The sequence below is a fragment of the Methylobacterium sp. WL7 genome, from assembly GCF_008040085.1.
GTDB classification, from domain to species: Bacteria; Pseudomonadota; Alphaproteobacteria; order Rhizobiales; family Beijerinckiaceae; genus Methylobacterium; species Methylobacterium mesophilicum.
The window spans coordinates 1-23,889 of the sequence record NZ_VRVG01000010.1 but is presented as its reverse complement, the minus strand read 5'-3'; the positions used below and the strand labels follow the sequence as shown (position 1 = coordinate 23,889).

Sequence of the window (23,889 nt, the reverse complement as noted above, 5' to 3'; positions counted from 1 at the left end):
CCGACGTTGCTGCGTCGGGAGGGAGGGCTAGCTCCAAACACGAGGCCAACTCGATGTCCGGAACGTCCAAAGCCGATAACACGAACGTCCCCACCGATGCCACGCCCGTGGTGGACATCATGGCCATGGAGGAGGGCCTGACGGGCGTCTCCGACCTCCTCCGCGAGGTCCGCATCATCAACACCTGGGCGCTCATCGCGGAGCTCGACCCGGCTAAGGCGTTGGCCCAGATCGAGCGGGCCTCCGAGATGCACTGGGCGGCCCCGCCGCTCCTGCCGGCGCTGCACGACGCGCTCCTGGACCTGATGCAGCGCCGCGTCGCCGACGGCGGGCGGGCCGATGTCACCGAGGTCCCGTCCGCCCGCGCCGAGGTCGGCCGCTGCGAGGCCTTCCGCGCCGACCCGGGTGCCTATGTGCCCGGCGCCGTCCACGCCAAGGGCCTCGCGTCGATCGGCGCGGCCGCCGTCGACGGGTTCCTCGACGTGGACGGGGAGATCTGCCCCTGGGTCTACTCCGCCGTCGGCGTCGGCAAGATGGGCGTCTGGGAGCTCGGGATGACGATGAGCGAGATGGGTTTCGCCCACGGCTTCATCGTCGGCACCCACGTGCGCGATGGCGCCGTGATCCCCGACGGCATCACCTACGTCGAGGTGAGGTGAGCCATGAACGCCATCTCCCCCATCCCGCCCCTCGTCAACGAGGACGGCATCGAGTTCTTCACCTTCGGCGGGCACTCCATCCGCATCGTGCGGAAGGAGGTCGACGGCAGGATCGAGCCCTGGTTCATCGCATCGGACGTCTGCACCTCGCTCAAGTTGTCGAACCCGACCATGAGCATGAAGGCGTTGGATCCTGACGAATGGTCTAAGTTCAACTTAGGCGGTCGTCAGGGCGACGTGCTGATCGTGAGCGAGAGCGGCATGAACTCCCTCATCATGCGGTGCAAGCGGGCGACCGTCATCGGCTCGACCGCCCACCAGTTCCGTCGCTGGGTGACCAAGACGGTCCTGCCCTCGATCCGCGAGACCGGATCGTACGGCCGCCCGGTCGCCGCCCCCGTCGATCCGCTGGTGCTGCTACAGGACCCGGCGACGCTCATCGCGCTGCTCGGGGTGTACGCCACCAAGACGCAGGTCTTGGAGACGGCCAACAAGGCGATGAGCATCGACCTCGCGTGTGCCGAGGCCGTCATCGAGCTCCAGGAGCCCATCGTCGAGGCCTACGAGGAAATCGTCGACGCCGACGGGCTGCTGTGCATCACCGACGCGGCAAAGGCGATCGGCGTCGCTCCCTCGGTCCTGTTCGCCCACATGCGGGACCAGGATCGGTCCGAGCCCTGGATCTACTGCCGGCCGGGTCGCCCCGAGGTTGCGTTCCAGACACGTCTGAACAGGAAGGAGCTCGACCAGAAGGCGGTGAAGGACCCCGCGACCGGCCGGGCTTTCCTCAGGCAGCAGGTCTTCGTCTACCCGAAGGCCTTGTTCCTGCTGCGCGCCGAGATGGTCCAGAAGGAACGCGACCGCCGCCGGGCCGCGGGTGAGCTCGACCTGTAGATCCTGTTGGAATCCGACCACGAAACCAGGCCCCCGGTCACCGCCGGGGGCCTTTTTCATGCCCGGATTTCCCGCGCGAGGAAACGATACCGTCCGCCGATTGGCTTCCTCCGCCTAGGGGCAAGGGGGCCGGCCGGGATGGCGCCGGAACCGGATGCCGTTGTGGACGAGGTCGCCGTCGGGACGGACCACCAAGTCCACGTCGAGGTCGACGATGGAGCCGCCGTTGGCGTAGCAGGCGCCCGATCGGGCCCGCCCACCAGCGAGGTCGACGGTCGAGCAGTCGAGCCCGTCGATCCCCATGCCGCCGCCGGGCTGCACGCTGATGGGCATGGCGGCCTCGCCGCCGACGGGGCAGTACAGCCCCGGAGCCGGCCGAGGCGTGTCGGCGAGCACCGGCGAGGCGAGGACCGCGAGGGCGATGATGGCGCGCGTCATGGCTTGAAAGCCTCGTCCGCGTCGGCCTCGGGGACCGGGGCGTCGAAGTCGACGATGGGACGGCCTCGGCCGCGGCGTCCGGACAGGACCTTGTCGAGGCGTTCCTCGGCCGCCGGGCGGGCACCGCCTAGGATGTAGAGGCGGCCGCTCTCGGTGACGGCCCAGCCCTCGCCATGATGGACGATCGGCGTCGACGTGACGAACGCGTGCCCGTGTGTCGGGTGCCCCCAGCACAGCCCGAACAGGCCGCCTCGCCTCGCCTCAAAGTCGTCCATGAACGGGGCGGCCGCGATCGCCTCGGCGGTCGGCTTCCACGCGGCGTCGATCCGCGACAGGGCCTCGCGCACCTCAGATCGGCGGGCCTCGACGGCGGCTGTCTCGGCGGGTGTCAGGTCGCGCAGGCGCATGGTCATCTCCTTCTGTGAAGGCATCCTCGCGCCGGGGGATGCGTAGAACAATTTCACGGCGCGATCCTGACGACCTGCGGGCAGCCCGGGACGTTGCTCGCCCACGTGCCGCCGTCAGACGCGAGGCGCAGCGAGAACACGCGGCCGGGCAGCTGCAGGCGGTCCTCGCCGCCCTCGACGCGGCCGATGACGACGTCGCCCTTCACCATCGCGGAACCCCATACCGAGGTACGCGAATCCGTACCTGCGGCGGGCCCCGAGACCAGGCACTCCAGGCGGAACCGGTGGCCGTCGCCGACGCGGCGGACGTAGAGCGTGCCGTCGACCGCGAGGCGGCCGTCGACGTCGTCATGGACGGCGACAGACCAGATGCGGTCCGTCGGGATGGAGCCGGCGACGCAGGTGCCCGCCCAGAACATGGCGGCGGCGATGGGGAGGACGCGCATCACAGCTTCCTCGTCCGGTGCGTCGAACAGGGATCGCACAGGATCCTGACCCACCCGCCCTTCCGATACGAACCGGGTGCGCCGCATGTTTCGCAGACGACCGTCGAGAACCGGCTGGCGGCGTCGAGGATCGCGCTGACCTCCTCGCCGGTCCCCTCCGGGAGCCCGTCCGTGTACCACCTCAATTCCGCGAACTTGGACTTCACCTGGGACGAGCGGACCCCGTCGAGAACCTTGTGGCCGGCGAGCGTCTCGGCGGCCGCGCGAGCCAGTTCGAGCCAGGGGACGTCGACCTGCAGCGTGCCCTCGGGGAAGAGCGCGGCGTAGTCCCGCTCCAGTCCCTCGGATACGATCGCGCACGTCGTCGGGACGAGCCCGGCCGGCAGGGCGTACCGGGCCGACCGCAGGGCGACGTACCGCTCAGCGATCTCGACCGCGAGAGCCGTGTTCTCGGGGGTGTCCCGTGGGATCCGGCTCTTCCGCTCCGTATCCGGCGGAGCGGCATGCGGCCGCTTGACCGTCGCTTCGATCTCGACCCGGTCGGGGTGCTGCGGACGTGCCGGCATCGGATCGATGGTGACCGTCGCCTCGGGGCCGAAGAGCCTGGTGAGGTAGTCGGTGAGCTCGCGTGCGGCGCGGCGTTCTCGGGACGTCATGACGGGCTCCATGTGCGGGGACGGGCGGGCGGCAGGCGGGCGATCGTCGCGAGGAATCCCGCGGCGGACGTGGCCTCGCGCAGGGCGAGCGCCGGATCGCGATCGCCGTCCTCGGCGAGGCGTAGGAGGGTGGCCGCGTAGGCGTAGACGCCGCGGCCGATCGTGGGCTCGACGGTCCCGTCGGTGACGAGGCCCTCGACGTGGTCGCGGAGCAGGCGGAGGCAGGGGATCGACATGGCCGCCCCTCAGTGCGCGAAGCGGCGGTCGGACCGCAGGCCGACGAGGTGCTCCACCGCCCGGCGCAGGGGCCTGATCGAGCCTCCGCGCCATCCCGCGAGGGACGCCGTCTCGGACGCGTCAAGGTTGCCGATCCACCGCGGGTCCGAGACCTCACCCCGCATCCCGTCGAGGATGCCGCGGACGATGACGGGCATGTCCTGGCGTCGCGGGTACGGGATGGGGACCGTGACGAATCGATCGCCAAGGGCACCGCGCAGCGGCTCGATCGCGTTGGCCGTCGCCAGCAGCGTGACGCCCGACAGGTCGACCGTCTGCTCGATCCCGACGTCCCAGTAGGCCCGTCGGGACGTCGGTTCAGCGACCGCGAGGATCGCGTCACGGACGCTTCCATTATGCCCGCCGGGCGGCGGGGCCTTGTCGAGTTCGTCGAGGATCACGGCCGCGTTTCCGCTCTCCGCGCCGACGAGCAGCGTGAGGAAGACCGACGGTCTGGCGGTCGACCAAGCGGCGGGCGTACCTGCAATGGTCCCGTCATGGACGCCGCCGCACGGATAGACGATCGACGCCAGGCCGAGCTCGGAGACGAGCGTCCGAGCTAGCTCCGACTTGCCGCAGCCGGGCGGGCCGACGAGGACGACGTTGGGCAGCCCGGCGTAGGGCCGGCCCAACGCCATGCCCACGATGCGCGAGATCGCCGCCTCGGCCCACGGCATTTGTTCGACCAGCCGGGCCCCGACCTTCGTCAGGTCCGGCATCGGCACGCAAGCGAGCCGACGGCCGGCGATCGTGCCGACTTGCCCCTTGGGTGCCTTGCCGCCCTTGGGCATCGGCAGCACTTGGATCGAAGGCGCCTCCTCGGCGGTCGGCAGGTCCGCGAGCCACGACATGTCGAGCCCCGGCTTCACGGGCGCTGCCGGCCGATCGGGCGTCATCAGCTCGGGTGCCGCGACGGTCGAGGCCAGCGTCTCCAGCAGCGTCCGAGCCGAGACCCGCTGGACCCGGCGCTCGCTGGTCCAAGAAGGATCGACGTCGTTCTCGGTCTCTGCGATCGCGCCGGGCTCGCGCGGGATCCGGCTTGCGTATGCGGTCAGCGTGACGCCGATCTCGCGCACGGGACAGGGATCGCTCCCGGCGACGGTGGCGTAGGCGTGGAGCGTCTCGATGCAGAGCGCGACGGCCCGGGCGACCGCGCCCGGGTCCCCCATCTCCGCGAGGTACAGCGTCGTGCGGTCTGCGATCTCCCGCAGGGCGTCGAGCGTGTCGAAGCTCGAATGCGGCGGCCGGCAGCCGGCGTCGGCATGGCGCAGCGCCAGGCTCTCCAGCGCGAGGCCCGTGGAGATCTCGGGGTCTTGCCGGAACGCCGCGAGCGCCTCAAGCACGTCCTGGGGTAGCGCCGGCGCCAGCCGTTCCCCGACGGCGGTCGACCAAGCCTCGATGTCCCGGTCGAGATTGCCGTGGACCCAAGGGTACCCGACGAGGATTTCCTCGACGCTGGGGATCTGGGAGGGCGGCCGGTTGCCCAGGTCGGTACGCAGCCTTTCCTCGCTGTCGGCGTACGTGACGATGCGCGCAGCGCGGCGCGCCCAGCGTTGGGGGTCGTTCGACATGGGAGGATCTCGCGGGGATAGGAAACGGGACGCGCAGGCGGGCGCCGAGCAGGGCTCAGGCGGTGGCGGCGGTCGGTTTCTCTATCGAGCGAGGCATCGAAGTCGTCCTTGGGTGCGGGATCACTAGAATCCCCCAGGCGATCCTTCGCAACAGAAGCCTGCCAAGAAGGTGAAGTTTTCCCTGGTCTCTACCAGCGAGGCTCGCGCCCGGCCTGCATATCCTCTTTGATCTCCTCGTTCTTGCGGCTCAACTCGTCCAGCGTCGGGCGACCATGATTGTAGGTCCCTAGGTGCAGGTCGAGATCCAGCTTGTGGAGCACCCGCATGACGCGGTGGATCGACGGCTCGAAGCTGTCGCCTCTCTCGAATTTCGAGAGCCACGTCAGAGAGACGTCGGCCTGCGCTGCCAGCTGGCGCTGCGAGAGCCGTTTGCGTTTCCGGAAGCGCGCCACTTCCTCGCCGAGATCGAAGATGTCCATGCCCGCATCGTAGCCGGCCCAGATGAAAGACACCCCACCGACTCAGCGGCTGCCTGAAATCCCGGTCGCCGTCCAGTACGAATCGTTCGATCGTGGCACACTGCGGATCTGTCGAAATCCGTAGGTGGAAATGGGATGTCGAAGGCACCGGAATTCGTTGTGACGGGGCTGCACGTGCCGAAGGTGCACTTCTGGGCCCGGGTGCTCGTCGGCCCCGATCGGCTGGCCCAAGTGAGGGAGGGCATCCTCCACCGCGGGAACGTTTACCTCGACCGAGGTGACATCCTGGAGATCGAGACGGAGTGCGGCGACGAGAAGGGGCTTGCCCTTCGAGTGAACACGCACCCGGACGATGGGCGGATCGACCTGCTGCCGACGGGGTTCTGCCTCGTGGCGTGGAATGGCGTTGCCGGTGACATCAACATCTACGGCGACAACCAGGACGAGTTCGCGGCGATGTACGCGCCCATCCTCGACGCGCTGCTGTACCGCGACCGGGTGGGCCGCGGGCATGGCTTCCTCGATGCCAACAAGATCACCTCGATCGTCGTCGGCGGCGTGACGGTATTCTTCGAGCGAGATGGGACCAAGGACGAGGCGGAGCCGGACGACGACCGGGACGAGGCCTACCGCGCTTCGATTGGGCGGCAAGCGGGGCTCAAGGCGGCCCTGGCGGCAGAAAAGCTCGTTGCCATGAAGCTGCAACGCTTCAAGCCGGCCCGGAGGGCGGCATGACCGCCCCCGCGCAGGCCGTCGATCCGGTCGTCATCGCCCGCCTAGCGAAGCGGTTCGCGGGCAACCCTCGGACCCGGGCCAACCACGCCCGATGGGCCGCTTGGGCCGCCCGGGCTGCCCTGCCGCCGTGGGAGCTGATCCAGAAGGTCCTCGATCAGGCGCAGGCCGACGGTCTCAACACGCGCCAGCAGGCCGCGGGCGTCTACTCGATCATGGTCGCCCGGGGCCTCGTCTCGGAGGGCCGGGCGTGACGGCTCTCCACCACCTGCAGGTCCGCCGGGCCCGTCGGCTGCCCGTCCCGTTGCCGCCCAAGCCGAAGCGGCCGCTCGGGCCGCCGGTCGTCTGCGGGTTCCGAGGCGTCTCGATCCGGGTGCGTGCCGACATCGAGAAGGCCGGCGCCACGTGGAACGAGTTCCTCGACGCGCTCGCCGGTGAGGAACGCATGCCGCCGCTCCACGTGGTCACCACCCTCGTCCCGGGACACGAGCGGTCTGCGCTCGCCGAGGAGATCAAGCGGCGGCGTCGCAGGATCCGGAAGGCCCGAAGCGATGTGGCGGCGAAGGTGCTCGCCGAGATTACGGCTCGCTGGGATGCGGACGTCGCCGCGAAGGGCGTGCAGGCAACAATCTTCGACCGCATCTTCCGCAGGTCGACGTCATGACCGCCGGGATCTGGGCCGGCCTGATCCTGACCAACGCGCCGGCCATCGACATCGAGGCCATCCTGCTAGGCCAGCCGCTCCCCGACGATCGCCTCGACGGCGGCGGCCGCGGCCCCAGGCTCGCTCCCGTGCGGGACGACCTGGTTGGCCAGAGCGCGCCCCGTGACGAGGTCGACCACGAGGACGGTCGACCGCTCCGTGCCGAGGAGCACCCGGACCACGAGCTCGATGCGCGCCCCGGCGCCGGGGCCGTCCTCGACGTGGTGGAGATCGTCTCGCATTCAGGCCTTCCCCTCGCCGGCGCGGTCCCGTGCCGCCAGGGCCTCCGCGACGAGCTCGGCGACGCGCTGCCCGACGGCGGCCGCCTTCTTGGCCGGGATCGCCACGATGCGGGTCGGCGGGGCCCCGGGGGCCTCCACGAACAGGCGGCCCCCGCCGGTGAGGATGACCTGCGCGACGACGTGGGCCGGCTCGTGGATGTGGCCGGCCGGCCGGCGCGGGAGGGGCCCCAATTCAGCGAGCACGCGGATGGAGGCGGGGTCGTACTCGTCGTCGGGCATGCGCGGGAGTCTGAGGCCGCCTCCGAGCAAGGGCAAGCCTGGACGGATGCGGAGAAGGCCCCGGCGGGCGGCAGCCTGCCGGCGGTGGCGAGCTTCTGGTGAGGGAGGGGACGATGGCCAAGCACTGCGACGAGTACATCGACGACGAGACCCAGCCCGAGTGCCTGCGGCGGTTCCTCGACTACCAATGCCGACCGGCCGCCCTGAAGTACCCGACGGGCGACGCGGTCTTCGACAAGGCGATCGAGGATCGGCACGGCCTGCCCATGTGGCGCGACCCGGTCCCGACCCTGTTCGCCGACTGCGACGGCGAGCGCGTCCGGGTGACGATGGCCTCACGGTTCGGGGACGTCGGCGTCACCACGATCCTGACGGACGAGCACGGGTACGACGTCCGCGTCCCCGTCGACTACCTCTCGGACTTCAGTGCGACGGCGCCGGAGCCGAAGGAGATCGTCACGGTCGGCGGCATCGGCATTCCCTTGAGGCGCATGGGCTTGCCTGAGGTGGTCCAGCGCATGGCGCGGGCCATCGAGCTCACCACGGAGGTCGAGGTGACCTATCGGAGAATGAGCCCACTGGTCTCGATGCTGGCCGGGCTCCGGGAGGCCGGCCCCAACCGCAAGGCGCGCCGTGCTGCCGAGGCCAAGGCACGGAGGCAGGCATGATCGAGCAGCGACCGTTCGAGTGGTGGGCCAAGCGGGCCGAGGTCGCCAATGACGGGTACGTCACCGCTGGCGTGCCGGGGTGAGGCCCGAACCTGTGGGATCGCCTACAACACGGCGTGTCGACCCTGAAGGAATCGGCATCGGATCCCGCGGCGGTCGACGCCATGTCGCCGGGCGCCGTGTTCGCGGCGATGGTCGACCGGGCCCTAGCACGGCAACAGGAGCTTCGGTCGGCCGAACTCCGACGCATGCTTGGGTGCTGGGTCTCGGAGCTGGAGCCGTCGTTCGTCATCCGCCACGACGGCCACCTCGCCGGCCTCACGATCGACGGTGCCCGAAACCCGGACGGGACCACGCCCCTCTACGTGCTGTCCCAGTACGTCGACCCGGCGGACCCGTACGGATCGCGGGAAGCCGGGCATGGTTCCGAGGCGACCTGGTACGTGCCGGGCGACAAGGTCGAACTGGATATCAGGCCGTGAGGCGGGCCACGATCGACGAGCTCGCCCGCGGGGCGACGCGGACCGTCGAGCGCATCATCGCCGCGGATCCCGGGGAGGGCCCGGCCGAGCGGGAGTCCCGAATTCGGGACGCGCTCGCCCTGTGGATCGAGCACGCCGTCGAGCGGGAGGCCCGCAACGACAGGCGCCGCGTGGGGAGGACCCGGCCATGATCCACGGATCCCTGCAGGTCCTGGTCATCTGGACGGTGTTCGCCCTGCCGCTGGGGACCGCCGTGGGGTTGGCGATCGCATGGGGCGACGGCTCGTCGGTGGATAATCCCGATTGAAGTCGATCCGTAAAATTCGAGCGACTATCTTCAGTCTCAATCAATATGAAGCAAGTCTTGCGAAGATCGATAAAGAAATAAGCCGTGGTCCGCTAAGGTTCTAGAAGGTTTTCCAGTACATTTAAGGCGCCTCTTCAACGCCGAAGGAGGCGCATCATGGCAAAGACCCCACAGAGAAAGACCGGCCGACCCGTTCCGATTGAGATGATTGAGGCGCGATCCATCCAATCGATGATGGTCAACGACACGTTCCAGGAGTGCCAGTCTCGGCACATCGAGGTGTACGAGCCTGGGACGGATCAGGAGCCCATGGTCCAGTTCGTACGTGCCCTGGTCTCGTGCCCCTTCGCCGTCCACGCCATGTGGGAGGACCCGGAAGGAAGCATCACCGGGCTGCGCATAACGATCCTCAAGCGCTCAGGGCAACTCCAGAGGCATTATGTCTGCACGCCGGTCCGGGACATCATTCTGGAAAGGCTCGGCCACATGCGCGAGGTGACGATACTCGTTGCGGGCGAGAGAAGCGCCCGGTCGATGAGGAAGGCGTTCAAGAACGGGGCGCAGATGTTCAGGCGAAGGGCTACCTGGATCGAGGTGTGCGTCGATACCCTGCGGCCTGACGGTACGCCCGATCGGGAGATCTGGTCCGATATCGTGGGCACGTGAACCCGATCCGCCCGCCACGCCCAATTCCCACGCCCGTGCGAAAACGCACACGGACCGGCGGGCGTGACCTGAAACGGGTCACGCAGGGGGGTGGCAGCCTCCCCTCGCGACGCCTTCCGCCGGGTCCGAAACCAATCGGCCCCGCCCCGTCGCCGACCACCCTGCCGGGGCCTTCCCGAGCGGGGTTTCGGCACGTTTCGGCCCCAGTTACGGCCCCACAGCAAAAAGCCGCCCGGAGGCGGCTTTGCTAAGTCGTTGTAATCGTCCGTGAAAATTGGAGCGGGCGAAGGGATTCGAACCCTCGACCCCAACCTTGGCAAGGTTGTGCTCTACCCCTGAGCTACACCCGCTCACTAGTGCCTGGCCGCCTGGACTTTCGTGCCGGCGGCCCCCGGCGCGGCTCTCTAAACACCATTCCGCCGGGCGACGCAAGCGTCTCTTTTGCGGTTCTTGTCGATTCACCAATCCGGGTCGGAGGGGAGCCCGTCGCGGATCTCCCGCAGCCGGGCGGCGGTCGCCCGGGTCGTGCCCTCGGGGAGCGCGTCCACCGGGAAGAACCCGACGGCGGCGATCTCGCGGTCTGGGGCTTTGTCCCGCAGCACCGTGAAGACCGGCAGGACGAACACGGCCACATGGTCCCGGGGCGCCGCCCCGGCGTTCCGGTAGAGCCCGTGAAGGCGCAGCGGCGCCTCCGCGGCGATCTCCGCCTCCTCGCGGAACTCGCGCTCCATGGCGGCGACCGCCGTCTCGCCACGCTCGACGCCGCCGCCCGGCAGGTGCCAGCCGCTGACGTAGGTGTGCCGGACCAGGGCCACCCGCCCGTGCGGGTCGAGGGCGACGCCGCGCACGCCCAGCGTCATGCCCCGGGACGCGAGCGCCCCGAGGTGGAACAGGCGCCGCAGGAACGGCCGGTCGAGGAGCATGGTGCGCGCCGTCACACGACGTCGAGGGTCATCTCACCCAGGCCTGCGATCGCCGCGACCATGCGCTCGCCGCGCCGGACCGGGCCGACGCCGGACGGCGTGCCGGTGAAGATCAGGTCGCCCGGCTGCAGGGTGAAGTAGCGCGACAGGTAGGCGACCTGCTCGGCGACCGACCAGATCATGTCGGCGAGGTCGCCCGTCTGGCGGATGGCGCCGTCGACGGAGAGCGTGATCGCGCCCCTGGCCGGATGGCCGATCGCCGAGGCCGGAAACAGCGGGCCGATCGGGCCGGAGCCGTCGGCCGCCTTGCCGAGATCCCAGGGCCGCGACAGCTTCTTGGCCTCGTCCTGGAGGTCGCGCCGGGTCATGTCGAGGCCGATCGCATAGCCGTAGACCTGGTCGAGGGCGGTCTCGGTCGGGATGTCGCTGCCGCCCCCGGAAAGCGCGGCTACGAGCTCCACCTCGAAATGGTAGTTCTGCGTCTGGGGCGGATAGGTGTGCGGCGTCGGCTCGGCACCGACGATCTGCAGGGCGTCGGCCGGCTTCATGAAGAAGAACGGCGGCTCCCGATCCGGGTCGGCGCCCATCTCGCGGGCATGGGCGGCGTAGTTGCGGCCGACGCAGTAGACGCGGCGCACGGGGAACAGGTCGCTGCTGCCGGCGATCGGCAGGGCGATCCGGGGGGGATTCTGGATAACGGAGAGCATCGCGGCCTCTAAGGTGGAGCGTGCTGAAAACCGGGCGCACGTGCCCCGGGCGTGCAGGAGCGTTGTAAGGCCTGCCGGGGCCCGCGCCATCCCGGCGCTTGCAACCGGCGCCGGCTGGCCTACAAAATTTCAGTGATGACGCCCCCTCCCCTTCCCCACGATACGCTGCTCAGCGCCCTGCGCGACGGGATCGGCGCGCGCCACGTGCTGACCGAGCCCGAGGACCTCGCGCCCTACCTGGTCGAGAGCCGCAAGCTCTTCACGGGCTCGGCGCTGGCCGTGCTGCGGCCGGGTAGCACCGAGGAGGTTGCGTTCGCGGTCCGCGCCTGCACCCAGGCGGGCCTCGCCGTAGTGCCGCTGGGCGGGAACACCGGGCTGACCGGAGGCGGCGTCCCGCAGGGTGGCGTGGTCCTGTCCCTGGAACGGATGGCGCGCCTGCGCGCGGTCGATCCGGTCGATGCCACGATCACGGTCGAGGCCGGGATGATCCTCTCGGAGGTGCAGGACGCCGCCGAGCGGGCCGGCCTGCTGTTCCCGCTCTCCTACGCGTCCCGGGGCTCCGCCCGGATCGGCGGCGGCATCGCCACCAATGCCGGCGGCATCGCCGTGCTGGCCTACGGCAACGCCCGGGACCTCGTCCTCGGGCTCGAGGTCGTGCTGGCCGACGGGCGGGTGTGGAACGGGCTGCGGGCGCTCCGGAAGGACAATGCCGGGTACGACCTGAAGCAGCTGTTCATCGGGTCCGAGGGCACGCTGGGCATCGTCACCGCGGCGGTGCTGAAGCTGTTTCCGCGGCCCCGCTCCACCAGCGTCGCCTTCGTCGGCCTGGACTCGCCCCGCGCCGCCCTCGACCTGTTCGTCTTCCTGCGCACGCGGATGGACCGCGACCTCACGGCCTTCGAGTACCTGCCGCCCTTCGCCCTGGAGATCGTCCTGCGGCACGTCCCGGGCACGGTCCGGCCGCTCGCGGGCGAATACGGCGCCTACGCGCTGATCGAGGTGTCGTCCGCGCGGCCCGACGCCGACACGCGCGCCGAACTCGAGGCCGCCCTCGGCGAGGCCCTGGACTCCGGATCGATCGCCGACGCGACCATCGGGGCGAGCGGCGCCCAGAACGCCGCGCTCTGGGCCCTGCGCGAGGGCGTGCCGGAGGCGCAGACCCGGGAGGGCGCCTCGATCAAGCACGACGTCTCGGTGCCGCTCTCCAAGCTGCCGGACTTCCTGGAGCGGGCGAGCGCGGCCTGCAGCGCGGCGATGCCGGGCCTGCGCCCCTGCGGCTTCGGCCATTTCGGCGACGGCAACATCCACTTCAACCTGACGCAGCCGGCCGGGCTGGACCGCGCCGCGTTCCTGGCGGAATGGGGCCGGTTCAACCGCATCGTCCACGACATCGTGCACGAACTCGGCGGCTCGATCGCGGCCGAGCACGGCGTCGGCCTGATCAAGCGCGACGAGCTGGCGCATTACGCCGACCCGGTCGGCCTCGACCTGATGCGGCGGATCAAGGCGGCGCTCGATCCCGAGGATCGGATGAACCCTGGAAAGGTGATCCCGATCCCCGGCGGCGCACCGCCGGTCACGCCCTAGCCGCGCGCCTGCGCGTAGAGCGCCTCGCAGCGGTCGAGCCAGAGGTCGCGGGTGAATAGGCGCGCGACGCGGGCCTGCGGGACCGGGCGCGGGATCGCCAGCGCCGCGCCGATCGCACCGGCCAAGGCGGCCTCGTCCCCGGCGGCCACGAGGCATCCGGCCTCGCCGACGACTTCCCGGGCCGCGCCCATCGCGAAGCCGGCCACCGGCAGGCCGCAGGCCATCGCCTCGATCGCCACCAGGCCGAACGGCTCGTCCCAGCACGGGGTGAACAGGAAGACCGAGGCGCGGCCGATCTCGGCGGCCAGCGCCGAGCCGTCGAGATGGCCGCCGTAGCGGATCGGGCCGCCGAGCTGCGGGGCGATCCGGTCCGCCCAGTAATTCGGCTCCTCGATCGGGCCGTACAGGGTCAGCGGGATACCGGCGCGCCGGGCCGCCGCGATCGCGTGGTGGGCGCCCTTGATCGCAGCCAGCCGCCCGGACCAGACGGCGCTGCCGTCGCCGCGCTCCCGGAACGGCCAGGCCGCGGGGTCGACGCCGTTGTGCAGCACCGACACCTCCGGCGGCGCGCCCTCCGGCCACCAGGTGTGGAGCTGCGCCCGCGAGGTCACGGTGATCCGGTGACCCGGGCCGGGGCTGTCGTGCACGAACCCGCGCAGGGCGTCGTAGGGCGGCACGTGCAGGGAGGTGACGGTGGGGACCCGCGCGGTCCGCCGACCCTCCAGGGGCAGGCGGCTCAGGCTGTTGTTGTGCAGCACGTCGAACCCGCCCGCCGCGATCCGGTCGCAGGCGGCGGCGTAGCCGGCATCGACATGGGCCCGCAGCCCCGGATCGCCGCGATGCTCGAGCCCCGGGAAGACGCGCTCGTGGTGCATCGGCACAACGGCGTCGATCGCGAAGCGCGGATCGCTGTCGCCGGAGGCGAACAGCACAACGTCGTGGCCGCGGGCCGCCAGCCCCTCGGCGAGATGCCAGCTATGGGCCTCCATGCCCCCCGTGAAGGGCGGCGCGACCGGGTGGCGGATATGGGCGAGGAGCGCGATCCTCACGCGGTCGCCGCCGCGCCGACCCGGGATTCCAGATACCGGATGACGGATGCGGAGTTGGTGTAGGGCTGGTGGCTCTGCTGCCCGGTCAGGGCGAGGTCGTCGGCGTCGGGCCGGCGCAGGATCCGGATCGGCCGGTCGGGCGTGTCGTCGATCAGGCCCATGACCCGGAATGCGTAGAGCCAGTGGCCCATGGTCCGGTAGCCCCACTTGGCCTCGAACAGCTCGGCGTTGCGCACGACGCTGTCGAGGTGGTGGATCGGCGGCATGTGGTGCGGGTGGTACTGGTGATAGGCCAGGGCGCCCTTGATCCAGGCGATCGGGGTGCCGCTCTGGTCGAGGATCTTGCCGAAGTCGGTGTCCTCGCCGCCATAGCCGGCGTAGCGCTCGTCGAAGCCGCCCAGCGCCAGGAAGGTGGCCCGCCGGATCGCGAAGTTGAGCGACCAGAAGCAGCGGTAGTCGTTGCAGAGCTCGATGCCGGAGGCCGGCGGGCCGCGGCGGTCGGAATGCCGCTCAGCGCTGGCGGCCAGGTCGGCGTAGCGCCAGGCGCCGGCGGTGGCGCGCTCGGGCAGGTGCAGGACCTCACCCATCAGCAGGCCGTCGAGTTCGGCGAGCCCACGCGCGTAATCGGCCACGAGGTCGGGGGCCGGGATGCAGTCGACGTCCAGGAAGACGATGCCGTCGCCGGTGGCCGCGTCCACGCCCCGGTTGCGCGCGGCCGCTAGCGGCAGCTCACGGCCGGTAACCCGGATCTGGCGCACTGGAAACGCCGTCTCGGGCAGGTCGTAGGGCTCATCCTGCATCACCGCGACGATGAACTCGGCGGGGGCCTGCGTCTGGCGCTCCAGGCCGCGCAGCACGTTGCGCAGATGCGCCGCCCGGCCCTTGGCCAGGGTCACGACGGAAACGGTGGACATGCGGCGGTCGGGCTCCGAGTGGTGGGGAATGGGGGTGTAGGCGGGCGATCAGCCGTTCGCGACGGCGCGAAGCGGACCCGGTACTTCGGCGCCCTGCCAGAGGTCGTCGGTCAGCCCTTCGAGCCAGCCGGCGGCGCGGAATGCGGCGTCCGGGGCGAAGAGTCCGTGCAGCACGGAGCCGTCGAGGGCGCGCGCGCGGGCCAGGAGGTCGCGCCAGCCCTGGAGGTCGCCGGGCCAAGCCGGGGCCTGGACGGCGGCCCCGAGCCGGACCAGAGCCTCGGCCTTGCGGGTCTGCTCCGCGAAGTAGCGCCACTCCGGCATCACGATCAGTCGGCCGCCGACCCGGGCGACCTCGTGGACCGTGTTGTCGCCCGCGGACGCGATGACGATGTCGGCGGCCGCGAGATAGTCGGTGACGGAGGGCACCCAGCCCAGCTCGCGCAGGTTGGCGAAATCGGTCTCGTGGCCCTCCCGGTGGGTCGGCCCGAGGGTCAGCCACAGGGCGTCTGGCTCGGCCCGCGCCGCCACGGTGAGCGGCGCGTAAGGCGTGCCGCTGCCGCCGCCGCCGGTCACGGCGACGACGATCTCGCGCTGCGGATCGAGGCCGAGCTTCGCCCGCGCCTCGGCCCGGTCGGGGACCCGGTCGAGGCTGGTGCAGAGGCCGCCGCTGTAGAAGGTCTTTGTGCGCAGCGACGCCGGATAGTCGGCCTGCTCCAGCCGCGCGTCGAACGGCGCCAGCATCCCGACGCAGGCCTCGTAGGCGCCGACATGGCCGATATCGGAGCGGTCGCCGTGCATCCGGATCTGCACCGCCGGCACGCTGGCGATCCGGGCGAGCAGCGCGATCTCGGCCGAGACGTCGACCACGAACAGGCCGACCGCGCGGTCGTCCAGATGGTCGAGGATGGCCCGCATGGTCCGGCGCATCGGGGCGAGCCCCAGGGGCACGCAATGCATCACCTGCGGGGTCGGCTCGGCGTAGAGGCGCGCGGTCGGCACGGCGGCGCCGATCATGTCCGGCAGGGCCACGATCTCGATGTCGCGCGAAAAACCGTCGAACAGGTGCGGGCCGGCGGTCAACACCGAGACCGGCCGGTCGCGGGCGAACTCGGCGGCGACCGCCATGGTGCGGTTGGCGTGGCCCCGGCCCTGGTGATGGACGAAGAACGCGATCGGCTTCTTCATGGTCTGCTTCACGAGAACAGGGCGCCGGGCCGAAGGGAGGCGGCGACCTCCGGTACGGTGGGCATGCGGATCAGGCGGATCGCCGGGGCGGCCTCGTCCCAGTCGATCAGCCCGGCGGCGCGGAACTGGCCGAGCCAGTAGGTCATGCACCAGCGCCCATGGCGGGCGCGGAAGCGCGCCGCGTTGGCCAGGATCGGCGCGAAATGCTGCAGCGGCGGCACGTGGACCGGGTGGTGCTGGTGGTAGGCCCGGGCCCCCGCGACCCAGTCGGTCGGCAGCCCGGTGGCGGCGAGGCGGGCGGCGAAATCGGTCTCTTCGCCGCCGTAGCCGCAGAAACCCTCGTCCATGCCGCCGACCGCACGCCAGGCCTGGGCCGGCAGGGCGAAGGACAGCCCCCAGAGCTGGCCGGGATCGGGCTCCCGGCGCAGCCCCGTCTCCGGCACCGGCGGCCGTGCCGGGTGGGGGCGGCCGAGGCTGTCGAGGGCTGCGTCGTCGAGATCGGACGCGTCCAGCGCCGGCCCGGCTTCCGGCGGCAGGTACAGAACCTCGCCGAGGAGCAGCCCCCCGGCGCCGGAGGCGGCCGCCGCGTAGGCGCCGACCAGGCCGGAGGCCGGGATGCAATCCACGTCGAGGAAGACCAGCAGGTCGCCGGCGGCGGCCTCGGCGGCGCGGTTGCGCGCGGCGGCGAGCGGCATCGGCTCGCCCGGCACGTGGAGATGGCGCACCGAGCAGCCGGGATCGGGCAGGAAGGGCGCCGGCTCGGGCTGCATCCAGGCGATCACCAGTTCGCGCGGGGGCACCGTCTGCCGGGCGAGGCCGCGCATCAGGTTGCGCAGGCATCCGGCCCGGCCGCGGACCAGGGTGAGCACGCTCGGCGCGGGCGCCGATAAGCGCACCTCAGGTAGCCGAATGTCAGGAAGCATGGGCCAGCATCCGGCGGAAATGCGCCACGCCCTCGATGATGCCGCGGGCATGCGAGGCCCGGGCGACGTAGGAGTGCTGCAGCGCGGCGTTGCTGGCGAGGTCGTCGGAATAGTTCGCCACGATGATCGCCTGTACCCGGAGGCGCAGCATCTCGATGTCGTTGCCCGAATCCCCGGCCACGAACACCGCCCGCTCCGGCAGGCCGTAGAGCGCGCGGACATGGTCCACCGCGGTACCCTTCGAGGCCGCCGCCGGCAGGATATCGAGGTAGCGGTCGTGGCTGTGGATCACCCGGGCGTCGAGACCGGACTCGGCGAGATGCGCTCCGACCCGGCGGGCGGCGGCATCGTCTCCGAAATAGCTCAGCTTGTACGGCCGCTGCTCCAGGGGGCCCTGCGGCAAGAGCCCCGGGATGCCGACAAGTGCCGCGCGCAAAGCCTCCCGGTCCCAGTCCGCCGCGATGGTCTCGCGCCAGTCGGCGTCGGCCGTGTAGGTCACGCCGTTGGCGTCGAGGTGGTAGATATCGGAGACGACCGACGTGATCATCACCTGCGGCCGCGGGCTCGCCTGCTGCTCCAGGATCGCCATGGCGCTGTGGAACGAGCGGCCGGTGGCGACCCCGAAGGCCAGGCCCGCCTGCTGGCTGCGCCAATGCCTGAAGATGCCGAGCGCCGCCTCGCAGCCGACCAAGGTGTTGTCGATATCGCAGACCAGCATTTGCGCCGGCGTCCGCAGGGGCGGCTCGGGGGCGAGCAGGGCCCGCAGCAGGACATGGTAGCGCGCGGCGTGCCGGTCCCAATCGTAGGCTGCCGCGGCCCGGGCCCCACCCGCGACGTAGCGGGCGCGCAGGGCCGGATCGGACAGGATGCGCAGGCTGGCTTGCGCGATGGCCGTTGGGTCACGGGGATCGACCAGCAGGCCGTTGCCGCAGGTCTCCACGATGTCGTTGGGGCCGCCGCTGTCGGTGGCGACCAGCGGCAGGCCGGCGGCCGACGCCTCCAGCAGGGTCAGGCCGAACGGCTCGTTGAGCGCCGGGTTGACGAAGATGCCGCCGCGCGCCCGCGCATAGGCGTAGATCGCCGGGACATCGTCGGGCCTGTGCGTCTTGGGGTAGGCCACGCGGCCGTAGAGGTCGTAGCGGTCGATCAGCACCAGCAGGTCGCGCATGGTGGCGGCCATGTCGCCGTCGAGGGCGTCGATGTCGCCGCGGGTGCCGGCCACGATCACGAGGTTGGCCCGGGCCTGCAGCTCCGGGCTCTCGCCATAGGCCTCGACCAGGGCCGCCAGGTTCTTGCGCGCCACCGGCCGGGCCAGGGCCAGCAACGGCGGCTTGGTGGGATCGTCCAGGAAGCGGTCGATCAGGGCATCGACCCGCGAATGCGGCTCGGCGGCGGCGAAGCGCGCCAGGTCGCTGCCCGGCGGCACGACGCGGACGCGGCCGGGATTGTAGGATTCGTAGCCGGCATACTGGACCTCGGCCTCGTCCCTGGAGGAGGCGATGACCAGGGTGGCCTGGGCGAGGGCCGCCTCCTCTGTAGCGATCCGGCGGGCGAGGTCGGGGGCGCCTGCTGCGTCTCCTCCCAGCATCGCTGCCTTGACCCGCCCGAGGGAGTGGGCGGTGAACACGAACGGGATCCCGAGCCGCGCCTCTACGATCGCCGCCACCGCGGCGGCGTCGGCATAGTGGGCGTGGATCACGTCGGGCGCGCGTTCCTGGGCGCCGATCCAGGCGACGAGGCTCTCGGCGAAGCTCGCGACCTCCTCGTGCATCGCCTCCTTGGACCGGTAGCCCGGAGCCGCGCTCGGGAGCCGCACCAGCTTGACCTTGTCGGAGATCCGCTCTTCGGGCACGGCGTAATCCTGGCCAAGCGATCCGTGGAAAAGGCGGGTCGCCACCACGATCTCGGCGACGCCGAAATCCTGCGCCGAGGCGGCGACGAGATCCAGCAGGTAGCGGATGTGGCCGCCGGTATCGGCGGTCAGGCCGTAGACGACATCGCGCCCGCGCAGGCAGCCCTGCAGGGCGACGTGCAGGACGAACATCAGACGTTTGCTGACGCTGTCGGCTGCTTTTGCGACCTTAACTTATGTGAAGAGGGCGTCGTGATCCGTGTTGCCCAAGTCGCGCCGAACATTTTTCCCGTTCCCCCAAACCATCACGGCGGCACCGAGCGGGTTGTGCACGATCTTAGCACGGCGCTGCGAAGCTTGGGCGCGGAAATAACGTTATTTGCCCCCTCGGACAGTGCGACAGACTTGCCCCGGGTCGGCGATTACCCGAGCCTTGCGGCCCTGGAACAGCGCCACGGCCGGGTCGCGCCCGGGGTTCCGGCGGCGCTGGACGCCCTCCAATTGGAGGCGCTGCGGCTGCGGCTGCACGAGTTCGACATCGTGCATTGCCATGGCGAGTTCGCCCACGCGGCGCTGCTCGGTGCGGCCCGCGGGCGCAGCTTGACCACGGTGCATTGGCGGGTGGACGAGCTTGACCGGGCTCTGTTCTTCGCCGGCTTCCCAGATCTGCCGGTGGCGGCGATCTCGGCCGCGCAGGAGGCCGGCATCCCGGCCTCCAACCGGGCCGGGATCGTGCATCACGGCATCGACCGGGACCGCTACGCCTTCCAGGCCGAGCCGGAGGCGCATGTCGCCTTCGTGGGACGGATGACCGACCAGAAGCGCCCGGACACCGCGATCCGCGTCGCCCGGGCGGCCGGGATGCCGATCCGGCTGGGCGGCACCATCGATGTCGGCAACCCCGGCTATTTCGACCGCCAGGTCCGCCCGCTGCTCGGGCCCGACGCGACCTATCTCGGGCCGGTCGACGACGCCCGGAAGGGCTCGCTCCTGGGTAGTGCCCGGGCGCTGCTGTTCCCGATCGACTGGCCCGAGCCGTTCGGGCTGGTGATGATCGAGGCGATGGCCTGCGGCACCCCGGTGGTAGCCTGGAACCGGGGATCGGTCCCGGAGATCGTCGAAGACGGCGTAACGGGTTTCATCGTCGAGTCCGAGGCGCAGGCTTCGAAGGCTATTCGAAGAGTCGGCAGCCTGGACCGCGCATTAATTCGAAGAACATTCGAGACGCGGTTCACCGCCGAGCGCATGGCGCGCGATTACCTCGCACTCTACCATCGCCTGCTCGCCCGCTGATGCGCACGGCGCTCCTGGCCTGGGACTACCCGCCGTCGCCCAGCGGACTCTCCACGGCGGCCCGGGAGATCGCCGAGAGCCTCGCCGAGGCGGGCGCCGACGTGACGGTCTTCACGCTGGACCGGATCGGCCGGGAGCGGGTCGGCGGCGTCACTGTCATCGGTATTTCGCTACCACCGGGCAGCTCGCTGGCGCGGCTGCGCCTTTGGGGCACGGTCGGTCATCTCGCGGCGCCGCTGGCCTTCCGCCGGGCGGTGCTGGCGGAGCATGCCCGGGCGGCGTTCGATGTGGTCGAGGCGACGAACTGGTACGCCCCGGCCGTGCTGCTCGCCGCCCGCCGGGACCTACCTCTGGTGACCCGCAGCTCGACGCCCGCCGCCTTCACCCGCAACGGGAATCCCAACCTGCGCGACCGCCTCGACGGTGCCGCCGCCGACCGCCTGGAGCGCCGCCAGGCCCAGGGCAGCGCCGGGCTGATCGCCAACACGCAGGCGCATGCCGAGGTGATCGCCCGGGCCTACGGGCTGTCGGGCCGCCGACCGGAGGCGGTGATCGGCCTCAGCCTGCCGCCGGAGATCGCCGCCGCCCAGGCGGCGCCTTACCCGGCAGCCGGGACGGGGCCGGTGCGTCTGCTGTTCGTCGGCCGGGCCGAGGCGCGCAAAGGCTTCGACGCCCTGCTCGACGCGATGGTGATCCTGGCTGCAGAGCAGGTGCGCGGCGAACTTCCGTCCTTCTCGCTCGACTTGGTCGGGGTGCCCCCCGGCGACATGCCGGCGGACCTGTCGGAGGCCGCCAGGAGCCGCATCCGGGCTCGCGGCAGGATCGACGCACAAGGCCTGGCCGAGGCCTATGCGGGCGCGCACGTCGTCCTGGCGCCCTCGCGCTACGAAAGCTTCGGCCTCGTCTACCAGGAGGCCCTGGCCTATGGCCGGCCGGTCGTGGCCTGCGCCGAGGATGCGAGCGCCCGGGCCTTCGTCGGCGTCCCCGAGGCGGGACCGTTGGCGAAGGCGGCGACCGGCCCCGCCATAGCCGAAGCCCTGCGCCCGCTCCTGCGTGATCCCGCTTTGCGCTCGGCCTACCGCATCCGGGCCTTAGCGGCGGCGGGCCGGTTCGACCGGGCGAGCCTCGGGCGCGAAACCTTGGACCTCTACCGGCGGGCGATCGATCAGGCGCGGTAGGGTCGCAGCAGCGCCTCCAGCTCCTCCGGCCGCCCGCGCCCCGGATCCAGGGCCTCGTAGTGCTGGGAGCGTGCCCGGACATGCGCGCCGGTGAGCGCATGGTCGATCGCGCCGTGGAGCGCGATGAAGCTCCGGGGCCAGCGGCCGGAAAGCGCTGGCCGCTCGTGCACGCGGCCGGCATAGCGCGTCCCGGCCCGGTTCAGCCGGTACTGCACGTCCGGATAGACATCCGACAGGATGCCGTCGATGCGGTTGCGCCGGGGAAGTCCGACCGAGATGACGTCGCCGGCCTCGGCGAGCGCCGCCAGCGCGGGGAGATGCATTCCGGTCGCAGGATCGAGGGCCTCGTCGGCGTCGAGCTGCAGCATCCAGGCGTTGCGGGCGAGGTCCTGCAGCGCGTTGCGCTGGGCGGCAAAATCGCCCGCGAGGGGGCGCGCCGCCAGACGCACCGAGCCGTGCGCGAAGCCTGAAACCGCGACGGCGAGGGCCGGGGCAGCCGGCGCATCGAGCAGGATCGCGACATCCGCCGTCCAAGTACCTTGCGCCGGCAGCGCCGCCAGCACGGAATCCCGCTCGGCCGGGCGGCAGATCACCCCGAGCGAGACCGGGCGCCACTCCGCGCCGTCGAGGTCGTACAGGGCGCCTTGCGCGGCGCGCGTGCTGTGCGGCTGAAGCAGGGCGATGCGATCAGCGGGAGCGAGGGGGCGGATCCCGCGGCCGAGCCGGGTCGCGGCGCTGCGCAGGGTGTAGATGTCGAGGCCGTAGCCCGCCTCCGGGTCGGGAACGAAGACGGGCGCGGCGAGCCGTCCGGCGAGGTCCCGCCAGCATTGGTCGGGGTCCGCATCCGGCTCGATCAGGACGCCGCAGGAGTCACACCCGATCGCGAACAGCCGTCGGCGCCCGCCCGGGAAATCGAGGCTCCGCGCGTTCGGCGCCAGCATGTCGGCGGCGCAGACGAAGCAGCGGCGGAGGGGGGTCACAGCCCGTTCCGGTTTGTCGCGGCGCCCTGGCGACGCGGAGCCGGCGCCATACCTTGGCTGTTCCTCGGGACCCAGCCACCCATGTCCATCGCCATCGACTTCTTCCGCCCGGAGCGCGCCGACCCGCGCGCCTCCCTCGCCATCGTCGGAAACGCTCCCGGGATCGGCCCGTTGGCGCGCGCGATCGACGCGGCCCGCCATGTGGTGCGCTTCAACAACGCCCCGGGCTTCGGCGGCCGCACAGGCTCGCGCGTCACGCATCTGGCCCTGGTCAATCGCGGCGGGCAGATGCGCGAATGGCTGGCCGATCCCGGCTTTCTGGACCGTCCGGTGGTCCGAGAAGCAGAGGCGTTCATCCTGCCGTTCCCGATGCTGCCCGTGGAAGCGAACGCGCCCGAGCCGATCTGCTGGACCCGGCAGGCGCTGGCGCTGCTGCGCCCCCTCGGCAAGCCAGTCCATCTCCTGCCCGAGACACTGCACGACGAGGCGAGGCGCCGGCTCGCGCCTGGTACCAACGGTTCCCCGAACCCAAGCACCGGCTTCCTGGTGAGCCTCGCGCTGCTGCGCGACCGCCCGGCGGATGCCGGCCCGGTGAACATCCACGGCTTCGGCTTCGCAGGATGGCCCGGCCATCCCTGGGCGGCCGAGCGGGCCTGGTTCTCCGAGGCCGCAGCGGCCGGGCGCCTGCGCCTGCATCCACCCGAGGTGACGGACGCATCATGACCACGCTGATCACCGTCCTGAAGAGCGGCGGTCGCTACGACGCGACTTGGGTCGAGCGCCTGGCCCGGGGCGTGCGCCGCCACGCGCCTGCCTTCGACCGGTTCCTCTGCCTGACGGACTTGCCGCTGAATGTGGCCGGGGTCGAGCGAGTACCGCTGCGGCACGACTGGCCGACCTGGTGGGCCAAGATGGAAGCGTTCCGCCCGGGCCTTACGGAGGGCACGACCCTGCTGTGCGACCTCGATACCGTCCTCACCGGACCGGCCGACGCCCTGGCCGAGCCCGGCTTCGCAGCCATGGAAGATTATTTCCACCACGGCCGGCTCTCCAGCGCCCTGCTCCGCTGGGAGGGGGACGACCTCGCCGGCCTCTACGCGACCTTCACGGCCGATTCCGCACGCTGGATGGCGGCCGGCTCCTGCGGCTCGGTTCCGAACGCGGTGCATGGGGACCAAGTCGTGATCGATCACCTGCTCCGCCGAGACGGCCGCTATCCGGATTTCTTTCAGCGGATCCATCCGGGCCTTTTGGATTTCTATGATCCCCGTCGCGAGGCTCATGGTCCAGTCGTGATCTTCATCGGCGCTTCGAAGCCGGATACGATTTCTGGTCCTGTTCACCAGGCTTGGGCACGCATTTGAAACACTATGAATGCCAAACTACCTAAATC

General features: G+C 71.0%; 31 protein-coding genes and 1 tRNA gene. 14 read left to right on the top strand and 18 right to left on the bottom strand.

The genetic code is table 11. The features are described 5' to 3' along the window. The first annotated feature begins 53 nt into the window (after window positions 1-53). Together FV233_RS04810 and FV233_RS04805 are read left to right on the top strand one after the other, a co-directional pair. Complete coding sequence (locus tag FV233_RS04810; RefSeq protein WP_147896771.1) at window positions 54-659, top strand: hypothetical protein; 606 nt, start codon at window positions 54-56, stop codon at window positions 657-659. Window positions 660-662: 3 nt separating this feature from the next. Further along, entirely contained in the window at window positions 663-1,553 is an 891-nt protein-coding gene (locus FV233_RS04805) for a BRO family protein (protein WP_147896770.1), read from the top strand. A gap of 114 nt (window positions 1,554-1,667) precedes the next feature. Here the strand turns inward: FV233_RS04805 and FV233_RS04800 are convergent, their stop codons facing one another. From FV233_RS04800 to FV233_RS04770, 7 genes are all read right to left on the bottom strand, one after another. Continuing rightward, a complete protein-coding gene (locus FV233_RS04800) occupies window positions 1,668-1,991 on the bottom strand; it encodes a hypothetical protein (RefSeq protein WP_246689906.1) in 324 nt (107 codons plus the stop codon). Continuing rightward, entirely contained in the window at window positions 1,988-2,398 is a 411-nt protein-coding gene (locus FV233_RS04795) for a hypothetical protein (RefSeq protein WP_187278050.1), read from the bottom strand. The genes FV233_RS04800 and FV233_RS04795 overlap by 4 nt, the downstream gene beginning before the upstream one ends. A gap of 53 nt (window positions 2,399-2,451) precedes the next feature. Then, window positions 2,452-2,844, bottom strand: a complete 393-nt coding sequence (locus tag FV233_RS04790) for a hypothetical protein (RefSeq protein ID WP_147896768.1) — start codon at window positions 2,842-2,844, stop codon at window positions 2,452-2,454. Continuing rightward, window positions 2,844-3,500 (bottom strand): hypothetical protein, encoded by a 657-nt coding sequence (locus FV233_RS04785; RefSeq protein ID WP_147896767.1) that lies wholly within the window; start codon window positions 3,498-3,500, stop codon window positions 2,844-2,846. Before FV233_RS04785 ends, FV233_RS04790 begins: the two co-directional genes overlap by 1 nt. Further along, a complete protein-coding gene (locus FV233_RS04780) occupies window positions 3,497-3,736 on the bottom strand; it encodes a hypothetical protein (RefSeq protein ID WP_147896766.1) in 240 nt (79 codons plus the stop codon). The genes FV233_RS04785 and FV233_RS04780 overlap by 4 nt, the downstream gene beginning before the upstream one ends. Window positions 3,737-3,745: 9 nt before the next feature. Further along, window positions 3,746-5,347 (bottom strand): AAA family ATPase, encoded by a 1,602-nt coding sequence (locus FV233_RS04775; RefSeq protein ID WP_147896765.1) that lies wholly within the window; start codon window positions 5,345-5,347, stop codon window positions 3,746-3,748. A 188-nt stretch (window positions 5,348-5,535) separates the two neighbouring features. After that, complete coding sequence (locus tag FV233_RS04770) at window positions 5,536-5,826, bottom strand: helix-turn-helix transcriptional regulator (protein WP_147896764.1); 291 nt, start codon at window positions 5,824-5,826, stop codon at window positions 5,536-5,538. Window positions 5,827-5,961: 135 nt separating this feature from the next. On the opposite strand from FV233_RS04770, the gene FV233_RS04765 reads away from it, so the two are divergent. The 3 genes from FV233_RS04765 to FV233_RS04755 are packed head-to-tail and all read left to right on the top strand — an operon-like array spanning window position 5,962 to window position 7,222. Continuing rightward, window positions 5,962-6,561, top strand: coding sequence for a hypothetical protein (locus FV233_RS04765; RefSeq protein WP_147896763.1), 600 nt, complete (start codon window positions 5,962-5,964; stop codon window positions 6,559-6,561). Beyond that, window positions 6,558-6,812 (top strand): hypothetical protein, encoded by a 255-nt coding sequence (locus FV233_RS04760; protein WP_147896762.1) that lies wholly within the window; start codon window positions 6,558-6,560, stop codon window positions 6,810-6,812. The genes FV233_RS04765 and FV233_RS04760 overlap by 4 nt, the downstream gene beginning before the upstream one ends. Next, the gene (locus FV233_RS04755; protein WP_147896761.1) at window positions 6,809-7,222 is read left to right on the top strand and encodes a hypothetical protein; all 414 of its coding nucleotides are present in this window, start codon (window positions 6,809-6,811) and stop codon (window positions 7,220-7,222) included. Before FV233_RS04760 ends, FV233_RS04755 begins: the two co-directional genes overlap by 4 nt. A 65-nt stretch (window positions 7,223-7,287) precedes the next feature. On the opposite strand, the gene FV233_RS04750 is transcribed toward FV233_RS04755, so the two are convergent. Then, a complete protein-coding gene (locus tag FV233_RS04750; RefSeq protein ID WP_147896760.1) occupies window positions 7,288-7,503 on the bottom strand; it encodes a hypothetical protein in 216 nt (71 codons plus the stop codon). Further along, on the bottom strand, window positions 7,504-7,782 hold the full coding sequence (locus tag FV233_RS04745) for a hypothetical protein (RefSeq protein ID WP_147896759.1): 279 nt from the start codon (window positions 7,780-7,782) through the stop codon (window positions 7,504-7,506). A gap of 113 nt (window positions 7,783-7,895) precedes the next feature. Between FV233_RS04745 and FV233_RS04740 the strand changes: the two genes are divergently transcribed. The 4 genes from FV233_RS04740 (at window position 7,896) to FV233_RS04725 (ending at window position 9,905) form a co-directional block, all read left to right on the top strand. Continuing rightward, on the top strand, window positions 7,896-8,450 hold the full coding sequence (locus tag FV233_RS04740; protein WP_147896758.1) for an elongation factor P maturation arginine rhamnosyltransferase EarP: 555 nt from the start codon (window positions 7,896-7,898) through the stop codon (window positions 8,448-8,450). Between the two features lie 116 nt (window positions 8,451-8,566). Then, window positions 8,567-8,932: a hypothetical protein gene (locus FV233_RS04735; protein WP_147896757.1), complete on the top strand. Its 366-nt coding sequence runs from the start codon at window positions 8,567-8,569 to the stop codon at window positions 8,930-8,932. Further along, a complete protein-coding gene (locus FV233_RS04730) occupies window positions 8,929-9,123 on the top strand; it encodes a hypothetical protein (protein WP_147896756.1) in 195 nt (64 codons plus the stop codon). Before FV233_RS04735 ends, FV233_RS04730 begins: the two co-directional genes overlap by 4 nt. A gap of 272 nt (window positions 9,124-9,395) precedes the next feature. Then, on the top strand, window positions 9,396-9,905 hold the full coding sequence (locus FV233_RS04725; protein WP_147896755.1) for a hypothetical protein: 510 nt from the start codon (window positions 9,396-9,398) through the stop codon (window positions 9,903-9,905). Window positions 9,906-10,180: 275 nt separating this feature from the next. On the opposite strand, the gene FV233_RS04720 is transcribed toward FV233_RS04725, so the two are convergent. The 3 genes from FV233_RS04720 to FV233_RS04710 all read right to left on the bottom strand — a co-directional run bounded on the left by FV233_RS04720 (window position 10,181) and on the right by FV233_RS04710 (window position 11,535). Next, a tRNA-Gly gene (locus FV233_RS04720) sits at window positions 10,181-10,255 on the bottom strand. 108 nt (window positions 10,256-10,363) lie between these two features. Further along, a complete protein-coding gene (locus FV233_RS04715; protein ID WP_147896825.1) occupies window positions 10,364-10,828 on the bottom strand; it encodes an NUDIX domain-containing protein in 465 nt (154 codons plus the stop codon). A gap of 11 nt (window positions 10,829-10,839) precedes the next feature. Then, window positions 10,840-11,535: a fumarylacetoacetate hydrolase family protein gene (locus tag FV233_RS04710; RefSeq protein ID WP_147855180.1), complete on the bottom strand. Its 696-nt coding sequence runs from the start codon at window positions 11,533-11,535 to the stop codon at window positions 10,840-10,842. Between the two features lie 135 nt (window positions 11,536-11,670). Between FV233_RS04710 and FV233_RS04705 the strand changes: the two genes are divergently transcribed. Next, on the top strand, window positions 11,671-13,122 hold the full coding sequence (locus FV233_RS04705) for an FAD-binding oxidoreductase (RefSeq protein WP_147855179.1): 1,452 nt from the start codon (window positions 11,671-11,673) through the stop codon (window positions 13,120-13,122). Here the strand turns inward: FV233_RS04705 and FV233_RS04700 are convergent. The 5 genes from FV233_RS04700 to FV233_RS04680 are packed head-to-tail and all read right to left on the bottom strand — an operon-like array spanning window position 13,119 to window position 19,237. Continuing rightward, window positions 13,119-14,171 (bottom strand): glycosyltransferase, encoded by a 1,053-nt coding sequence (locus FV233_RS04700; RefSeq protein WP_147896754.1) that lies wholly within the window; start codon window positions 14,169-14,171, stop codon window positions 13,119-13,121. The genes FV233_RS04705 and FV233_RS04700 overlap by 4 nt on opposite strands. After that, window positions 14,168-15,085, bottom strand: a complete 918-nt coding sequence (locus tag FV233_RS04695; RefSeq protein ID WP_147896753.1) for a galactosyltransferase-related protein — start codon at window positions 15,083-15,085, stop codon at window positions 14,168-14,170. The genes FV233_RS04700 and FV233_RS04695 overlap by 4 nt, the downstream gene beginning before the upstream one ends. Window positions 15,086-15,133: 48 nt before the next feature. Continuing rightward, window positions 15,134-16,270, bottom strand: coding sequence for a glycosyltransferase (locus FV233_RS04690; protein ID WP_147896752.1), 1,137 nt, complete (start codon window positions 16,268-16,270; stop codon window positions 15,134-15,136). Window positions 16,271-16,278: 8 nt separating this feature from the next. Beyond that, a complete protein-coding gene (locus FV233_RS04685) occupies window positions 16,279-17,193 on the bottom strand; it encodes a galactosyltransferase-related protein (protein ID WP_187277697.1) in 915 nt (304 codons plus the stop codon). Then, window positions 17,183-19,237, bottom strand: a complete 2,055-nt coding sequence (locus tag FV233_RS04680) for an HAD-IIB family hydrolase (RefSeq protein ID WP_147896751.1) — start codon at window positions 19,235-19,237, stop codon at window positions 17,183-17,185. The genes FV233_RS04685 and FV233_RS04680 overlap by 11 nt, the downstream gene beginning before the upstream one ends. A 60-nt stretch (window positions 19,238-19,297) precedes the next feature. On the opposite strand from FV233_RS04680, the gene FV233_RS04675 reads away from it, so the two are divergent. Beyond that, window positions 19,298-20,338, top strand: a complete 1,041-nt coding sequence (locus FV233_RS04675; protein WP_147854595.1) for a glycosyltransferase family 4 protein — start codon at window positions 19,298-19,300, stop codon at window positions 20,336-20,338. Then, window positions 20,338-21,516, top strand: a complete 1,179-nt coding sequence (locus tag FV233_RS04670; protein WP_147854594.1) for a glycosyltransferase family 4 protein — start codon at window positions 20,338-20,340, stop codon at window positions 21,514-21,516. The genes FV233_RS04675 and FV233_RS04670 overlap by 1 nt, the downstream gene beginning before the upstream one ends. On the opposite strand, the gene FV233_RS04665 is transcribed toward FV233_RS04670, so the two are convergent. Next, window positions 21,504-22,457 carry a hypothetical protein gene (locus tag FV233_RS04665; RefSeq protein WP_147854600.1) on the bottom strand — a complete coding sequence of 318 codons (954 nt, stop codon included), beginning with the start codon at window positions 22,455-22,457 and terminating at the stop codon, window positions 21,504-21,506. The genes FV233_RS04670 and FV233_RS04665 overlap by 13 nt on opposite strands. 120 nt (window positions 22,458-22,577) lie before the next feature. Here FV233_RS04665 and FV233_RS04660 point away from each other — a divergent pair, with 120 nt between their 5' ends. Both FV233_RS04660 and FV233_RS04655 read left to right on the top strand, forming a co-directional pair. Then, on the top strand, window positions 22,578-23,219 hold the full coding sequence (locus tag FV233_RS04660) for a hypothetical protein (protein ID WP_147896750.1): 642 nt from the start codon (window positions 22,578-22,580) through the stop codon (window positions 23,217-23,219). After that, window positions 23,216-23,860: a hypothetical protein gene (locus tag FV233_RS04655; protein WP_147896749.1), complete on the top strand. Its 645-nt coding sequence runs from the start codon at window positions 23,216-23,218 to the stop codon at window positions 23,858-23,860. Before FV233_RS04660 ends, FV233_RS04655 begins: the two co-directional genes overlap by 4 nt. Window positions 23,861-23,889: the final 29 nt, after the last annotated feature.

Coding starts and splice junctions, on each gene's coding strand:
- FV233_RS04795 (WP_187278050.1), bottom strand. CDS start 2,398: ATGCGCCTGCGCGACCTGACACCCGCCGAGACAGCCGCCGTCGAGGCC.
- FV233_RS04750 (WP_147896760.1), bottom strand. CDS start 7,503: ATGCGAGACGATCTCCACCACGTCGAGGACGGCCCCGGCGCCGGGGCG.
- FV233_RS04670 (WP_147854594.1), top strand. CDS start 20,338: ATGCGCACGGCGCTCCTGGCCTGGGACTACCCGCCGTCGCCCAGCGGA.
- FV233_RS04725 (WP_147896755.1), top strand. CDS start 9,396: ATGGCAAAGACCCCACAGAGAAAGACCGGCCGACCCGTTCCGATTGAG.
- FV233_RS04685 (WP_187277697.1), bottom strand. CDS start 17,193: ATGCTTCCTGACATTCGGCTACCTGAGGTGCGCTTATCGGCGCCCGCG.
- FV233_RS04705 (WP_147855179.1), top strand. CDS start 11,671: ATGACGCCCCCTCCCCTTCCCCACGATACGCTGCTCAGCGCCCTGCGC.
- FV233_RS04760 (WP_147896762.1), top strand. CDS start 6,558: ATGACCGCCCCCGCGCAGGCCGTCGATCCGGTCGTCATCGCCCGCCTA.
- FV233_RS04805 (WP_147896770.1), top strand. CDS start 663: ATGAACGCCATCTCCCCCATCCCGCCCCTCGTCAACGAGGACGGCATC.
- FV233_RS04790 (WP_147896768.1), bottom strand. CDS start 2,844: ATGCGCGTCCTCCCCATCGCCGCCGCCATGTTCTGGGCGGGCACCTGC.
- FV233_RS04785 (WP_147896767.1), bottom strand. CDS start 3,500: ATGACGTCCCGAGAACGCCGCGCCGCACGCGAGCTCACCGACTACCTC.
- FV233_RS04690 (WP_147896752.1), bottom strand. CDS start 16,270: ATGAAGAAGCCGATCGCGTTCTTCGTCCATCACCAGGGCCGGGGCCAC.
- FV233_RS04695 (WP_147896753.1), bottom strand. CDS start 15,085: ATGTCCACCGTTTCCGTCGTGACCCTGGCCAAGGGCCGGGCGGCGCAT.
- FV233_RS04775 (WP_147896765.1), bottom strand. CDS start 5,347: ATGTCGAACGACCCCCAACGCTGGGCGCGCCGCGCTGCGCGCATCGTC.
- FV233_RS04780 (WP_147896766.1), bottom strand. CDS start 3,736: ATGTCGATCCCCTGCCTCCGCCTGCTCCGCGACCACGTCGAGGGCCTC.
- FV233_RS04715 (WP_147896825.1), bottom strand. CDS start 10,828: ATGCTCCTCGACCGGCCGTTCCTGCGGCGCCTGTTCCACCTCGGGGCG.
- FV233_RS04665 (WP_147854600.1), bottom strand. CDS start 22,457: ATGCTGGCGCCGAACGCGCGGAGCCTCGATTTCCCGGGCGGGCGCCGA.
- FV233_RS04710 (WP_147855180.1), bottom strand. CDS start 11,535: ATGCTCTCCGTTATCCAGAATCCCCCCCGGATCGCCCTGCCGATCGCC.
- FV233_RS04660 (WP_147896750.1), top strand. CDS start 22,578: ATGTCCATCGCCATCGACTTCTTCCGCCCGGAGCGCGCCGACCCGCGC.
- FV233_RS04745 (WP_147896759.1), bottom strand. CDS start 7,782: ATGCCCGACGACGAGTACGACCCCGCCTCCATCCGCGTGCTCGCTGAA.
- FV233_RS04655 (WP_147896749.1), top strand. CDS start 23,216: ATGACCACGCTGATCACCGTCCTGAAGAGCGGCGGTCGCTACGACGCG.
- FV233_RS04680 (WP_147896751.1), bottom strand. CDS start 19,237: ATGTTCGTCCTGCACGTCGCCCTGCAGGGCTGCCTGCGCGGGCGCGAT.
- FV233_RS04800 (WP_246689906.1), bottom strand. CDS start 1,991: ATGACGCGCGCCATCATCGCCCTCGCGGTCCTCGCCTCGCCGGTGCTC.
- FV233_RS04765 (WP_147896763.1), top strand. CDS start 5,962: ATGTCGAAGGCACCGGAATTCGTTGTGACGGGGCTGCACGTGCCGAAG.
- FV233_RS04740 (WP_147896758.1), top strand. CDS start 7,896: ATGGCCAAGCACTGCGACGAGTACATCGACGACGAGACCCAGCCCGAG.
- FV233_RS04810 (WP_147896771.1), top strand. CDS start 54: ATGTCCGGAACGTCCAAAGCCGATAACACGAACGTCCCCACCGATGCC.
- FV233_RS04770 (WP_147896764.1), bottom strand. CDS start 5,826: ATGGACATCTTCGATCTCGGCGAGGAAGTGGCGCGCTTCCGGAAACGC.